9 protein-coding genes are annotated in these 14,460 nt (G+C 60.5%); all 9 read right to left on the bottom strand.

Annotated features, from left to right (window positions below):
• Positions 1–39: 39 nt before the first annotated feature.
• Positions 40–354, bottom strand: coding sequence for a 50S ribosomal protein L23 (gene rplW / locus VGN12_08875; GenBank protein ID HEY4309546.1), 315 nt, complete (start codon positions 352–354; stop codon positions 40–42).
• Entirely contained in the window at positions 354–1,016 is a 663-nt protein-coding gene (rplD, locus tag VGN12_08870; protein ID HEY4309545.1) for a 50S ribosomal protein L4, read from the bottom strand. Before rplD ends, rplW begins: the two co-directional genes overlap by 1 nt.
• Before the next feature lie 97 nt (positions 1,017–1,113).
• On the bottom strand, positions 1,114–1,767 hold the full coding sequence (gene rplC, locus VGN12_08865; protein HEY4309544.1) for a 50S ribosomal protein L3: 654 nt from the start codon (positions 1,765–1,767) through the stop codon (positions 1,114–1,116).
• Positions 1,768–2,020: 253 nt separating this feature from the next.
• On the bottom strand, positions 2,021–2,350 hold the full coding sequence (gene rpsJ, locus VGN12_08860; GenBank protein ID HEY4309543.1) for a 30S ribosomal protein S10: 330 nt from the start codon (positions 2,348–2,350) through the stop codon (positions 2,021–2,023).
• A gap of 219 nt (positions 2,351–2,569) precedes the next feature.
• The gene (gene fusA, locus VGN12_08855) at positions 2,570–4,639 is read right to left on the bottom strand and encodes an elongation factor G (GenBank protein HEY4309542.1); all 2,070 of its coding nucleotides are present in this window, start codon (positions 4,637–4,639) and stop codon (positions 2,570–2,572) included.
• Between the two features lie 165 nt (positions 4,640–4,804).
• Positions 4,805–5,275, bottom strand: a complete 471-nt coding sequence (gene rpsG / locus VGN12_08850) for a 30S ribosomal protein S7 (protein HEY4309541.1) — start codon at positions 5,273–5,275, stop codon at positions 4,805–4,807.
• Between the two features lie 102 nt (positions 5,276–5,377).
• Entirely contained in the window at positions 5,378–5,746 is a 369-nt protein-coding gene (rpsL, locus tag VGN12_08845) for a 30S ribosomal protein S12 (GenBank protein ID HEY4309540.1), read from the bottom strand.
• A gap of 205 nt (positions 5,747–5,951) precedes the next feature.
• The gene (gene rpoC, locus VGN12_08840) at positions 5,952–10,379 is read right to left on the bottom strand and encodes a DNA-directed RNA polymerase subunit beta' (protein ID HEY4309539.1); all 4,428 of its coding nucleotides are present in this window, start codon (positions 10,377–10,379) and stop codon (positions 5,952–5,954) included.
• Positions 10,380–10,552: 173 nt separating this feature from the next.
• Positions 10,553–14,263 carry a DNA-directed RNA polymerase subunit beta gene (rpoB, locus tag VGN12_08835; protein ID HEY4309538.1) on the bottom strand — a complete coding sequence of 1,237 codons (3,711 nt, stop codon included), beginning with the start codon at positions 14,261–14,263 and terminating at the stop codon, positions 10,553–10,555.
• Positions 14,264–14,460 lie beyond the last annotated feature (197 nt).

The following is a 14,460-nucleotide window of genomic DNA, read 5'->3' as shown; positions in this document are numbered from 1 at the left end:
TCACAGGCACTTCGCTACGGTTCGGAAAACAGCTTCGGCCTAGAAGAACTCGATACGATGCTCTTCATTGAGCGTCACGATCGCCTTCTTCCAGTCCTTCGTGCGTCCACTGCGAAATCGCGAGCGACGCGGCTTTCCTTTGCGGTTTTGCGTGTGAACACGCTCGACCTTCACGTTGAACAATTCTTCGACGGCGCGTCGCACATCAATCTTGGTCGCCAGGCGATTGACTTCGAACGCATAAGCGTTGTACCGCGTCGAGCGGTGCATTCCCTTTTCCGTCACCAGCGGGCGCAGGATAATCTGATGCGGTTGCAACAGGATGTGCGTATCGTGGCTTTGCTGCTCAGGCATTATGTCGTCTCCTTGGCATGCGATCCGCTCGACTGCTCGCTCGCCCGCTTACGCAGGGCGTCCAGTGCGGCACGGGTCACCAGCATCTTGCGCGGCAACAACACGTTCAAAGCATTCAGGCCCGCCACAGGCGAAACCGTCACGTCGGCAATGTTGCGGGCGCTCTTGTAGACGTTCTCATCGTGGGCAGCCGTCGCGACCAGCAAGCTTTGACTGCCGCACTTCAACGCCTTGAGAATGGCCGCCATGTCCTTGGTCTTAGGAGCGGCGAACGACAGATCCTCGATGACAACCAACTCGCTGTCACGAATCTTCGACGCCACGGCCATCCGCGTCGCCAACTGCACGGCCTTGCGAGGCAAACGGTACGAGAAATCGCGCGGCCGTTTGGCGAAGATATGTCCGCCGCCACGCCGAACACCGCTGCGACGCGAACCGGCGCGGGCGTTGCCCGTGCCCTTCTGCCGATACATCTTCTTGGTGCTGCCGGCCACTTCACCGCGCGACTTCGTGCGGAAAGTGCCCTGACGCTGATTCGCCTGATACATGACCACGACGTCGTGCAGCAACTGCTTGTTGATGCGCGGCGCCAAATCCGACGGCTCGATGTCGTACGAGCCGACTTCTTTACCCGTCTTGTCGTATACCGGAAGGCGTGTCATCGCTGCACTCGTTGGCGAAAGTCAATTCGTTGTTTGCTTACACATCACTCGTGGCCGTCCAGCACTCGGGCAGCCAGCCATCTCAGCGGATGGCACTCTACAGGATATTGGTCTGGCGAATCACGACGAAGCCGCCATTGGGGCCCGGGATCGCGCCACGCACCAACAACAAGTTGTTTTCCAAGTCCACGCCCGCCACTTTCAGGTTGCGGACGGTATTCTGCTCGGCACCGTAGCGGCCAGCCATCCGGCGACCTTTGAAAACGCGGGCTGGGAACGTATTGCATCCAGTCGAACCTGCGTGACGATGCACTTTCTTCACGCCGTGCGTCGCGCGCTGGCCGCTGAAGCCGTGTCGCTTCATGACACCCGCGGTACCACGCCCCTTCGAGATGCCCGTGACATCGACCGACTTCACATCGGCGAACACGTCAACCTTCAACTCTTGGCCGATCGTGGCATCAGAAACAGCGCCGCGAAATTCGCGAACGAAACGCTGGGGTTCGCAGTCCGGCTTGGGAGCCAATTCGGCCCCCGCGGCAGAGAGCCGCTTACTGCGCTTGCTTTCGAGTCGGGCGACATGACCACGCTGGCTGCGACTGGCCAAACGACGAGGCTTATCACCAAAACCGACCTGCACGGCCTCATAGCCGTCGCGGTCAGCGGTGCGGATCTGCAGGACGCGGCAGGGGCCGGCCTCGATCACGGTTACCGGGACCACTTTCCCGGACTCGTCAAAAATTTGCGTCATCCCGACCTTGCGGCCGAGTAATCCCTTGACCATCGCATTTGCCTTGTCGTCAGGTCGCCGACGGGAACGAGCAGCCGAAATGGCCGCGGTTTACCCGCCCAGCATCCGGTGCATACAAGTAACTCTGTAATTTCTTTCGTTTTGAACCAGTACCCGCTGAGCCCTGGGCCGACACGTCACACCGAGCCACCCGCTCATGCGACTGCCAGATCACCCACCCTCAAGCCGATACTCGCAGCACGAGCCACTTACGTTAGTGGCGGCTCGACGCCTTGATCTTGATATCCACCCCAGCGGGCAGACTCAGCTTGTTCAATGCCTCGATCGTCTTAGCTGTCGACTGCACGATATCAATCAAGCGCTTGTGAGTTCGAATTTCGAACTGCTGACGCGCTTTCTTATCAATATGCGGTCCGGACAACACCGTGTAACGCTCAATCCGCGTAGGCAGCGGAATCGGGCCGTGTACTTCCGAACCAGTGCGCTTCGCCGTGTCGACGATTTCCGCCGCACTTTGATCGAGGACTGAATGGTCATACGCTTCCATTCTGATGCGAATCGTCTCGTTCGAATGACCAGCCACTAAACGCTCCTCAAACAGCCGTGCGACGAGTTGCCAAACACAGGTTTACACACGCAGTCGCGAACTATCCCCCGCGAAGGGCGAACCGCAAATCCTAAGGTTTTTCACAGGGGCTGTAAACCCCTCCCACAATCAGATTTTCGAGCCCGGCGAGGTTCCCGTAACCGGCAATTCCGGTCCGAAATCATGCCCGGCCCGCTCGCTCAAGTAGCCCGCCCCCTACAAGAACGAGTCCAGCACCGCCGCCGGCGCCGCTCCGTAATGCGCGGGCGAAAGTGACGCTGACGCCCGCCCCTGGCTCAATCCACGCATGGCGCCCGAGTAGCCGAACAGCGTCGCCAGCGGCGCCTCGGCCTCGATCACGGTATTGCGACCGCGATTGAACGTGTGGGTGATGGTCGCCCGACGCTGCTGCAGATCGGAGACGAAATCGCCCATATATTCTTCTGGCGTCACGATTTCCAGCTTCATGATCGGCTCCAAAAGCACGATCCCCGCGGCCGCCAGCGCCTTGTGAAAGGCATCCGCCGCGGCACGGCGAAACGCCAGCTCGTTCGATTCTCCTTCGCGGGCTTCGCCCCCCACGACCGTGATTTTCACCTTCATCAGGGGATAGCCGAGCGACCCGCCCCCTTCGCCTTGCTGCGTCAAAACCTCGAGCACCGGCCCCAGAAAATCGGGCGGAATCGAATCGCCGGCCGCGGTCGTGACCATGACGGGCACGTCCCCTTCGAAGGGCTCGACGCGGATGCGCACCTTGGCGAAAAGTTGCTGCCCGCTCACAGCCTGGTGACATTCGCCCGTTGCTTCAACCGATTTTTGCACCGTCTCGCGATAGCTGACTCGCGGCTTATGGACGCGCACATTCAATTTGAAGTCGCGCAGCAGCCGGTGCTTGATCACTTCCAGGTGCAACTCGCCCATGCCGCTGATCAGGGTCTGACCCGTCTCTTCGCTTTCCTGGGCGCGGAACGTGGGGTCCTGCCGCTTCAGCATATCGAGCGCGTCGGAGAGCTTTTTACGCTCGGCCGAACTCTCGGGCTCGATCGCCATCGAGATCACGGTTTCGGGGAAGGCAATCGATTCCAGCAGGATCGGCTCTTTCGGATCGCACAACGTGTCGCCGGTCACCGAGTTGCGCAGGCCGATGATGCCGACGATGTCACCCGCCTCGACACGCTCGACCTGTTCGCGCCGGTCGGCCTGAATGTGCCACAACTGGCTGACGTTTTCTTTCTTGTCGGTGCGTGGATTGTAAGCGCGGGTGTTTCCCTTTAGCTCGCCGGAATAGACCCGTATGTAGTGCAGGTCGCCATGTTTGTCGGCCTGAATTTTGAAAACCAGGCCGCAAAAAGGCTCGTCCGTCGCTGGCTTGCGCGACAACGTACGATCCGGCTTCTTCGGGTCCGTTCCCTCGACCGCCGGCTTGTCAGCCGGACTGGGAAGGTAATAAGCGACCGCGTCCAGCACCGGCTGCACGCCCGCATGATCCAGTGCCGAGCCACACAACACCGGCACGACCAGGCTGTGAATCGTGGCCGAGCGAATCACACTGCGGATCAATTCCTCGGGAACGGGCTCTTCGGCCAGCAACAACTCGCCCAACTCGTTCGAGTAATCGAAGAGCTGATCGAGCATCTGCCCGCGCCACAGTTCGGCTTCGGCGTGCAAATCTTCGGGGATGTCGTGCTCGACGACTTCGGACCCCTGGCTCTCTTTGACGAACGTGAGCATTTTCATGCGCACCAGGTCGATCACGCCGCGAAAGGCCTCGGGCATGTGCGGCGGGCCGACGCCGATCGGAATCTGGATCGCCAGCGGGTTGCCTTCCAGCCGCTTGCGAATCTCGTCGAAAGTGCCAAAAAAATCGGCCCCTTCGCGGTCCATCTTGTTGATGAACGCCACGCGCGGCACCTGGTAGTGATCCGCCTGCCGCCACACGGTTTCGCTTTGCGCTTCGACCCCTTCGCGGGCGCTAAAGACCACCACGCCCCCGTCCAGCACGCGCAAGCTGCGCTCGACCTCGGCCGTGAAGTCAACGTGCCCGGGCGTATCGATCAGGTTGACGACCACGTCCCGCCACTGAAACGTGACGCAGGCCGAATTGATCGTAATGCCGCGTTCTTGCTCTTCCGGATCGTAGTCCGTCACGGTGTTGCCGCGGTCCACATCACCCATACGATGCGTGGCGCCGCTGTAGAACAACATCCGCTCGGTGAGCGTCGTCTTGCCGGCATCGATGTGTGCGATGATGCCGATATTGCGAAGTTGGGTGAGTTGTCGCGCCATGGCTGCAAGCCGCGGGAAAGATTGAAAATGTAGGGCCGACCCGTTCGTGCGTCGCCTGCCCAGGCGTCTCACGGCAAGTCCGGGCAAACGCAAAAATACGCTAGCGCAAAAATAACGCCGCGTGGGGCCCAAGCCCCCGACGCGGCGATGATATCTGTCGACGAATTACCAGGCGAAGTGCGCGAACGCCTTGTTGGCATCGGCCATGCGGTGAACGTTCTCGCGACGCGAAACGGCCGCACCTTCGCGGTGGAACGCAGCCACGAATTCTTCGGCCAGCTTCTCGTGCATGGGGCGCCCCTTCTTCTCACGCACCGCCAGCAGAATCCAGCGAATGGCCAACGATTGCTGGCGATTGCGGTTCACTTGCATCGGCACCTGGTAAGCGGCACCACCCACGCGCTTCGAGCGAACCTCGACCTCGGGCTTGACGTTGCTCACGGCCTGCGTGAAGACGTCAATCGGCTCGACATCCTTCACCTTATCCCGGACGATGTCGAGCGCCCCGTAGAAGACCCGTTGGCCGGTGCTCTTCTTGCCGTCGTGCATCAGGCAATTAATGAATTTCGAGGCCAGCAGCGAGCCGTAACGCGGATCAGGAGCGAGCGATTTACGGCTGGCAGTAATACGACCCATGGCAAGTATTCCGTCGCGATCTTCAGAGAAAATATTCGGTAATTAAATTCAATCGCTGTGCAAGCAGCACGCATTCGCAACAGCACGCCGGCAAACAGGGCATTAACCCTTCTTCGCCCCGTACAAGCTGCGCGATTGCTTACGCCCCGATACGCCCAGCGTATCAAGCGCACCGCGGACAACGTGATAGCGCACACCCGGCAAGTCGCGGACGCGGCCGCCGCGCACGAGCACGATCGAGTGCTCTTGCAAGCTGTGCCCTTCGCCCGGAATGTAAACCGTAACTTCCTTGCTGTTGCTCAGGCGGACGCGAGCGATCTTCCGCAGGGCGGAATTCGGCTTCTTCGGCGTCATCGTCTTGACCTGGAGGCACACGCCGCGCTTCTGCGGGCAGCGCTCCAAGACTGGCGACTTGCTGAACTTGCGCGGCTTGCGACGCGCTTTCTTCACGAGCTGATTGATCGTTGGCATGCGAGTTCTCTACGTTGCCGGCGATGGGCCGGCGATCCGTCAAATATTTACAAACCCTACAACTCGAACCGGATTCGCCAGGGCGAAACCAGTCCGTTATGAGGGAACTGCTTAAGCTACCCGATCCCCGGGGGCTGTCAAGACAAGCCTCGGGCGACGATCGGTATACATCACGACAGATTCGAATCTCTACTCGTCGCTCGACCTATTCTTCGACGTCTCCCCCCGAATCAGCCCCCCCTCCGCCCAGCAATGCGTCGAGACTCGACGGCACGCTACTCGAAGGAGTACTGCTCGACGGAAAACTACTCAAAGGAGCATGGCTCGCCGGAGCGCTCGTGGCGGTGTCCTTGCGGGCACCGTCCCCCGATGGCGTACCGTTCCCCTCGTTGCCCCCTTCCAACAGCGGGAAGCTGCGGGTGAGGATCCGATCCTTTTCGGCGGCCAAGGCTTCGAGCGCCTCGGGCCGAATGCGGACTTCGGATTCTTGATACGTGTGGAAACCGGTACCGGCAGGCACCAAGTGTCCAAGGATCACATTTTCCTTCAAACCCACCAGGCGATCGACCTTGCCGGCCAAGGCCGCCTCGGTCAGCACCTTCGTGGTTTCCTGGAAACTGGCGGCCGAGATAAAGCTGGCACTTTGCACCGCAGCCTTGGTAATGCCCAACAACTGCGTGCTGGCCGTGGCCGGCTTCGGACGGGTTCCCTTGGCCGAGTCGCCACCGAGCGCCTCGATCTGGGCGTTGACTTGCTCTAAGGCGTCCTTCGGTACGATCGATCCGGCGGCGAAATCGCTATCCCCCTTCTCGGAGATCTTCGAGCAGCCGGTCAGATTCTGATTCACGGCACGGAACTCGAAGCGGTCCATCACGCTGCCCGGCAGTAGCCCCGTATCGCCGACGCTCTCGATGCGCACCTTGCGAAGCATCTGAGCCACGATGATCTCGATGTGCTTGTCATCGATATCCACGCGCTGACTGCGGTAAACGTTCTGAATTTCGCGCACCAGGTAGTGCTGCACGGCCTCTTCGCCCGAAATGCGGAGAATGTCGTGCGGCACCAGCGGCCCGTCGACCAACGCCTCGCCGGCCCGAACGAAGTCTCCGGCATGAACGCGCAAGTGCTTGCCGTGCGACACCAGATGTTCGCGTTCGATGCCCGTCTCGCTGCGTACAACAATGGTCCGCTTGCCGCGGCGCTTCTCGCCCAACAGTTCGACGGTGCCGTCGACCTCGGCGATAACGGCCGGATCCTTCGGCTTGCGAGCCTCGAAAATCTCGGTGACTCGCGGCAGACCGCCGGTAATGTCCTGCGTACCGGACACTTCGCGCGGCGTCTTGGCCAGCAGGGTACCCGGAGAAATCTGGTCCCCTTCGTTCACTTCGATATGTGCCTTTTCGGGCATGTAATAGAAGTCGAGGATCTTGCCGCTCGAATCTTCCAGCACGACTTGCGGGTGCAACTCACCCTTGTGCTCGATGATCATCTTGCGTTGGTGACCGCTCGGATCGCGCTCGGCACGCATCGTTTCGCCTTCGATGACGTCTTCGTAGCGGACCTTACCACCCACCTCGGCCAGAATCGGAATACTGTGCGGATCCCATTGGCAGAGGACGGCGCCGATCTGCACCTCTTGGTTTTCGTCGACCATCAGGTTGGCACCCGCGGGAATTTCGTACTTTTCCAGCTCGCGTCCCTTGGGATCCAACAGCGAGATTTCGCCGTTCCGCGTCAGCACGACTTGCTGACCTTCGTCATTGCGCACGACCTTCAAGCGAGTGAACTTCGCGATACCTTGCTTCTTCGCGCGGATTTCGCTCTCTTCCACCGCGCGGGCCGCGGTACCACCGATGTGGAACGTACGCATCGTCAACTGCGTGCCCGGCTCGCCGATGCTTTGCGCGGCGATGATACCCACGGCCATCCCTTCTTCGACCATTGAGCTGGTCGAAAGGTCCATGCCGTAGCACCGCCGGCAGACACCCAGGGTCGCGTCGCAAGTCATTGGGCTGCGGACCTGGATCTTCTCCAGTCCCAGCTCTTCGATACGGCGGGCGATTTCCCCGGTGATCAGTTCGTCCTCGCGAACCAGCACGTCGTCCGTGATCGGATTCACGATGTTGGCCCGGCTCACGCGGCCGCGGATCGAATCCGCCAACCGCACTTCCACCTTCTCGCCGCGGTAAATCACACCCTTGGTGATACCTTGGGTCGTGCCGCAATCCTCCATCGTGATCACGACGTTTTGCGCCACGTCGGCCAGCTTACGCGTCAAGTAACCGCTGTCGGCCGTCTTCAAGGCCGTATCGGCCAGACCCTTGCGGGCACCGTGCGTCGAGCTGAAGTACTCGAGCACCGACAAGCCTTCGCGGAAGTTCGCCTTGATCGGCGTCTCGATAATCTGACCCGACGGCTTGGCCATCAAACCACGCATACCGGCCAACTGGCGAATCTGCTCGACACCACCGCGGGCACCGGAGTGCGCCATCAGGTAGATCGGGTTCACATAGCCCGGCGCCCGTTGATCGTTCTCGAGCTCGGCCATCATTTCGGTCGTGATCCGTTCGCGAGCGTGCGTCCAGGCGTCCAGCACCTGGTTGTAGCGCTCGACCTCGGTGATCACACCGCGTTGATACAACTTCTGGAACTTGAGCACCGTCTTTTCCGCGTCGCCGATAATCTTCGACTTCGTCGGCGGCGTGATCAAATCGTCCGTGGCGAACGACAGACCGCTCTTAGTGCTGGAACGGAAGCCCGTCCGGTTCATGTCGTCCAGCAAGTCGATCGTGGCTCGCCGGCCTAGGATCGCATAGCAGTCCGAAATGACCTTGGCCAACTCGCTGGACCGCATCGGAATGTTGTAGAAGTACATCCCGTCGGGCAGCACGTCGTTGAACATGACGCGCCCGACGGTTGTTTCGATCAGCGCGCCCGCCACGCCTTCCTGTTCCCCTTCGGTCTTCAGACGGCGCGAGGGGGGAAGCTTGACCTTGATCCGCGCGTGCGTGTCGACCTTGCCCAACGAGTACGCCAGGTGGACCTCGGCGAACGAGCTGAAGCACATGCCGTCCCCCTGACGGTCCGGCAACGACATCGTCATGTAATAGCAACCCATCACGACGTCCTGTGACGGGCTAATGATCGGCGCGCCATTGGCCGGGCTGAAGATGTTGTTGGTCGACATCATCAGCACGTGAGCTTCGACCTGGGCCTCGATCGACAGCGGCAAGTGCACCGCCATCTGGTCACCGTCGAAGTCCGCGTTGAACCCGCGGCATACGAGCGGGTGCAGCTTGATGGCGTTGCCTTCGACCAGCGTCGGCTCGAAGGCCTGAATGCCGATGCGGTGCAACGTAGGAGCACGATTCAACAGCACCGGATGGTTGCGGATCACCTCTTCGAGGATATCCCACACCTCGTCATCCTTGCGCTCCAGCATCTTCTTCGCGCTCTTGATCGTGTCGGCGTGGCCGAGCTCCTTCAAGCGGCGAATGATGAACGGCTGAAACAATTCGAGCGCGATCTTCTTCGGCAGACCGCACTGGTGCAGCCGCAAGGCCGGACCAACCACGATCACGCTACGTGCCGAGTAATCAACGCGCTTGCCCAACAGGTTCTCGCGGAAGCGCCCTTGCTTCCCCTTGATCATGTCGGTCAGCGATTTCAGCGGGCGATTGCTGGAACCGAGCACCGGGCGCTTGCAGCGGTTGTTGTCGAACAGGGCGTCGACCGACTGCTGCAGCATGCGTTTTTCGTTGCGGATGATCACTTCCGGCGCGTTCAGATCGACCAGCTTCTTCAACCGGTTGTTGCGGTTGATGATGCGGCGGTAGAGGTCGTTCAAATCGCTAGTCGCGAAATTGCCCGAGTCCAATAGCACCAAAGGCCGCAGATCCGGCGGAATCACCGGAATCACGTCCAGGATCATCCATTCCGGCTTGTTGTCGCTGTCGCGGATCGACTCGACGATCTTCAACCGGTTGATCAGGTCTTTTTGCTTTTGCTTCGAGCCGGTCTCGGCCAGGTCCTTGCGCAGGTCATGCGACAACTGCACCAGGTCGAGCGCCATCAGCAGCTTGCGGACCGCCTCGGCCCCCATGTCGGCGTCGAACGAACCGTCGCCGTATGTTTCGCGCGCCGTGCGATACTCTTCCTCGGTCAGCAACTGCTGACGCTTTAACGGCGTGTCCTTCGGATCGACGACGACGTAATCCTGGAAGTAGATCACCTTCTCCAGGCTCGTGGTCTTCATGTCCAACAGGTTGCCCAACCGGCTGGGCATAGCCTTGAAGAACCAGATATGCGCCACTGGCGCGGCCAGCTCGATGTGCCCCATGCGCTTGCGGCGCACGCGGCTATGCGTGACCTTCACGCCGCAGCGGTCGCAGATCATGCCCTTGTACTTCATCCCGCGGTACTTGCCGCAGGCGCATTCCCAGTCCTTTTCCGGGCCGAAAATGCGCTCGCAGAATAGCCCGTCTTTTTCCGGGCGGTACGTGCGGTAGTTGATCGTCTCGGGCTTTTTCACCTCGCCGAACGACCAGCTACGAATATCGTGCGGCCGGGCCAGGCTGATCTTCACCGACGCGTAATCGTTAATCCGATCGTAAGAGCTTTCGCCAGTACTCACTTTAGGGGCTCCTTATCGGGTCACCGGACGGTGATCAAATCTCTGTTCTATTGACGAACTCGGCCGCTCCGGCCCGGCCATCCTGCCGAGGCCCTGCGGACCAATCGCTCGTCAACCTGGAATCAAAACGCGCTGCGCGCCGGCCATGCGGGTATTGCCGGCACACAGGGCAGCTATACGCGGCGCTTCTCCAACTGCATATTCAAGCCGAGGCCGCGAATCTCGTTCGTCAAAACGTCGAAGCTGGCGGGCGTGCCGGCCTCGAGCGTGTTCTCTCCCTTGACCATCGATTCGTAAATCTTGGTACGTCCTTCGACGTCGTCGCTCTTCACCGTCAGCAACTCTTGCAAGATGTACGCGGCGCCATAGGCCTCGAGCGCCCACACTTCCATTTCCCCGAATCGCTGTCCGCCGAAGCGGGCCTTGCCACCCAGCGGTTGCTGCGTGATCAGCGAGTACGGACCGGTCGACCGGGCATGTACCTTGTCGTCCACCAAGTGGTGCAGCTTGAGCATGTAGATGTAGCCCACGGTCGTCTCTTGCTCGAGCGGTTCGCCGGTGCGGCCGTCGTGCAGCTGCGCCTTGCCGTGACGAGGTAGATTTGCCTCGACCAGGCAGTTGCGAATCACTTCCTCAGTCGCTCCGTCAAATACCGGCGTAATCGCCTGGAAGCCCAGCTTCGCGCCGGCCCAACCCAGGTGCGTCTCGAGAATCTGACCGACGTTCATACGACTGGGCACGCCCAGCGGGTTGAGCAGGATCTGCACCGGTGTTCCGTCCGCCAAGAAGGGCATGTCCTCGCGAGGTAGAATCTTCGCGATGACTCCCTTGTTACCGTGACGGCCGGCCATCTTGTCGCCCACCGAAATCACACGCTTGGCCGCGACATAGACTTTGACCATCTGCAGCACGCCGCTGCGCAGCTCATCGCCGCGCTTCATCGAGTTGAGCTTGCGATCGCAATCGTCGATCGCCGTCTCGACCGTGGGCCACAGCGTCTTGAACGACTTCTCGACCTCGGTCTTGCGCTGCGGGCTGCGGATATCCAGCTTCTCCAAGCGGAAGTTCCTGGCCTGCTCGGCCACGAACTTGTGCTCCTGGTCGCGCACCAGCGGGTTGCCTTCCTCGTCGGTCAGCTTGCGCTGCAGAACCGTCTCCAGCTCTTCGACCATCGCGCCGAAAGTCTGGGCGATGCGGGCGTTGCCTTCGGATTCGGCCTCTTTCAAGGCTTTTTCGAACGCCTTTCGTTCATCTTCCGACAGGCTCAGCCGGCGCGAGAACTTCTGCGTGTCGATCACGATTCCTTCCACGCCAGAGGGAACTTCCAGCGAGTCGTTCTTCACGTCTTCGCCGGCACGACCGAAAATCGCGTGCAGCAATTTCTCTTCGGGCGTCAGCTCCGTCTTCGACTTCGGCGAGACCTTGCCCACCAGGATGTCGCCCGGCCGGACATAGGTACCGATCCGCACGATGCCGCCGTCATCGAGATTGCGCAGGGCCTTCTCGCTGACGTTGGGAATATCGCGGGTGAACTCTTCGCGTCCCAGCTTGGTTTCGCGAATTTCGATATCGAACTCTTCGATGTGCAGCGAAGTGTACGTATCGTCCTTCACCAGGTCTTCGCTGATGATAATGGCGTCTTCGAAGTTGAAGCCGTCCCAGGCCATGAAGCCCACCAGGACGTTGCGTCCCAGTGCCAACTCACCTTGGAAGGTGGCGGCACCGTCGGCCAGCACGTCCCCCTTCTCGACCTTCTGCCCCAGTTCGATGATCGGCTTTTGGTTCTGGCAGGTGCGCTCATTCAGCCCCACGAACTTGCGCAGCGGGTAGACTTCCGAGCCGATCTCAATGCGAGTGGAATCGACGTAGGTGACGGTTCCCTTCTTGCGGGCTCGCACGAGCATGCCCGAATTCTGCGCGACGTCGCGCTCCATGCCCGTCGCCACGATCGGCGGTTCGGTCACCAACAGCGGCACGGCTTGCCGCTGCATGTTCGAACCCATCAACGCGCGGTTCGCATCGTCATGTTCCAAGAACGGGATCAACCCGGCCGACACGCCCACCATCTGGCTGGGCGCGACGTCCATGTATTCGATCTTGTCGATCGGCGCCAACTCGAAGTCGGCACGGTACCGGGCGATGATCGTCTCGCCCTGCATCTTCCCCTTCTCGACCGGCGTATCGGCCGGAGCCAGGTACGCTTCGCTTTCTTGATCGGCACGCAGCCAGACGACCTCGTCGGACAGCTTCCCCTTGTTCACCTTCCGATACGGGGTGACCAGGAAGCCGTACGAATCGACGCCGGCGTAAATGCCCAAGCTCGAAATCAAACCGATGTTCGTTCCTTCCGGCGTCTCAATCGGGCAGATACGGCCGTAGTGCGAAATGTGTACGTCGCGCACTTCAAAGCCGGCTCGCTTGCGATTCAAACCGCCAGGGCCGAGGGCCGACAAGCGGCGCTCGTGCGTGAGCATCGACAGCGGATTCGTCTGATCCACGACTTGCGACAGCTCGCCACGACCGAAGAAGTATTCGATTGCTGCCGAGATGCTTTTCGGATTGATCAGGCTGCGCGGCGTCAAATCCTCGACGTCCTTCAAGCTCATGCGCTCTTGGACGGTGCGGCGCAGCTTGAGGAAGCCTTTGCGTAGTTCGTCACAGGCCAGCTCGTCGATCGTGCGCAGACGGCGATTACCCAGGTGATCGATATCGTCGATCTCGAAGCCGGCGTCATCCGCACGCAGATGCAACAGGTACTTGATCGAGGCGATCAAGTCTTCGGGCCGCAGCGTCATCTCGGTTTCGGGGGTTTTCAGCGCCAGCTTGCGATTGATGCGGAACCGACCGACCTTGCCCAGGCGGTAACGATTCGTATCGAAGAACTTCTCGAAGAACAACGAGCGCGCCTTCTCCAGTTGCGGCGGATTGCCCGGCCGCAGACGCTGGTAGATCTTCAGCAGCGCTTCTTCATGGCTGGCCGTGTTGTCTTCCTGCAAGCAATTGAAGATCAACGGGTCTTTGACGTCCGGCATCACTTCGACCGACGACAGGCCCGAGGTGCAGATCAACTCGGCCGCGTTCTTAGTGATCTTCTGGCCGCTTTCCAGGATGATTTCGCCGGCCCGCTCGCTGGACGACGGGTAGACGACGTCATTGACCGCGATTTTGCCTTCCAGCTTGCCGGCACTGCGCCCGTCCACGACCGTTTCGTTCGCCGTCTCGTAGAAGCAACGGATGAGCTGCGCATTCTGGCTGTACTTGGCGTCCATCGCCCGCAGCAACATCATCGCCGAGAACTTGCCGCTCTGGTCGATGCGGACCGTCAGGCTGTCCTTCTTGTTGACATTCAGCTCGATCCAGCTACCGCGCTCGGGAATGATGCGGCAACTATGCAGTCGCTTGTCGGTCCCTTCGATATCGCTGACGAAGTCGACGCCCGGGCTGCGGTGCAACTGGCTCACCACGACGCGCTCGGCACCGTTGATGATGAACTCGCCGCCGCCGATCATGATCGGCATGTCACCCAGGTAGACCTCTTCCTCGATCGGCTGTTCCTTGGTCAGGCGCAGCCAGACCTTGAACGGCCGGCCGTAGGTCAGTCGCAACTGCCGGCATTCATCCGGCTCGTAACGCGGCTTTCCAAGTTCGTAGCGCAGGTATTCCAGGCGCAGCGTCTTGTCGTAGCTCTCGATCGGGAATATCTCGCGCAGCACACCCTCGAGTCCCTCGTCCTTGCGGGCGTCATGACTGGACTCGAGTTGCAGAAATGCCTGGTAGCTGCGTGTTTGGATCTCGGTGAGATCGGGGATGCCGTGATGTTCCTGGATCGAGCCGAAGCGACGGACTTCTTGCGGGCGGAGACGTCGTTCTGCCGAAGTGGCCATGTGGAATCGTGCTCCTACGTTGTCGTCAAGCGTTCACGAGCGAGGCAATCCGGTCTAGCGGCGCGCAGGCGCTTGCGCGTCGATCGCCCAACTACGGTTCGCTCGAAGGTTAACAGAGGCCAAGCTATCGCGGCCCAAGCTGGCACGACTCGCACAAGCGAGTATCGCGCTCGGACACGCTCCCGTGGTCGCAAGAG

Source organism: Pirellulales bacterium, from assembly GCA_036499395.1.
GTDB lineage: Bacteria > Planctomycetota > Planctomycetia > Pirellulales > JACPPG01 > JACPPG01.
Note: the sequence above shows the minus strand (reverse complement) of the source record. Positions and strands in the feature narration are given on the sequence as shown.

Bases quoted from the DNA above. Each gene is read 5' to 3' on its own strand.
- rplW (HEY4309546.1), bottom strand. From the start codon at position 354: ATGCCTGAGCAGCAAAGCCACGATACGCACATCCTGTTGCAACCGCAT.
- rplD (HEY4309545.1), bottom strand. From the start codon at position 1,016: ATGACACGCCTTCCGGTATACGACAAGACGGGTAAAGAAGTCGGCTCG.
- rplC (HEY4309544.1), bottom strand. From the start codon at position 1,767: ATGACGCAAATTTTTGACGAGTCCGGGAAAGTGGTCCCGGTAACCGTG.
- fusA (HEY4309542.1), bottom strand. From the start codon at position 4,639: ATGGCGCGACAACTCACCCAACTTCGCAATATCGGCATCATCGCACAC.
- rpsG (HEY4309541.1), bottom strand. From the start codon at position 5,275: ATGGGTCGTATTACTGCCAGCCGTAAATCGCTCGCTCCTGATCCGCGT.
- rpsL (HEY4309540.1), bottom strand. From the start codon at position 5,746: ATGCCAACGATCAATCAGCTCGTGAAGAAAGCGCGTCGCAAGCCGCGC.
- rpoB (HEY4309538.1), bottom strand. From the start codon at position 14,263: ATGGCCACTTCGGCAGAACGACGTCTCCGCCCGCAAGAAGTCCGTCGC.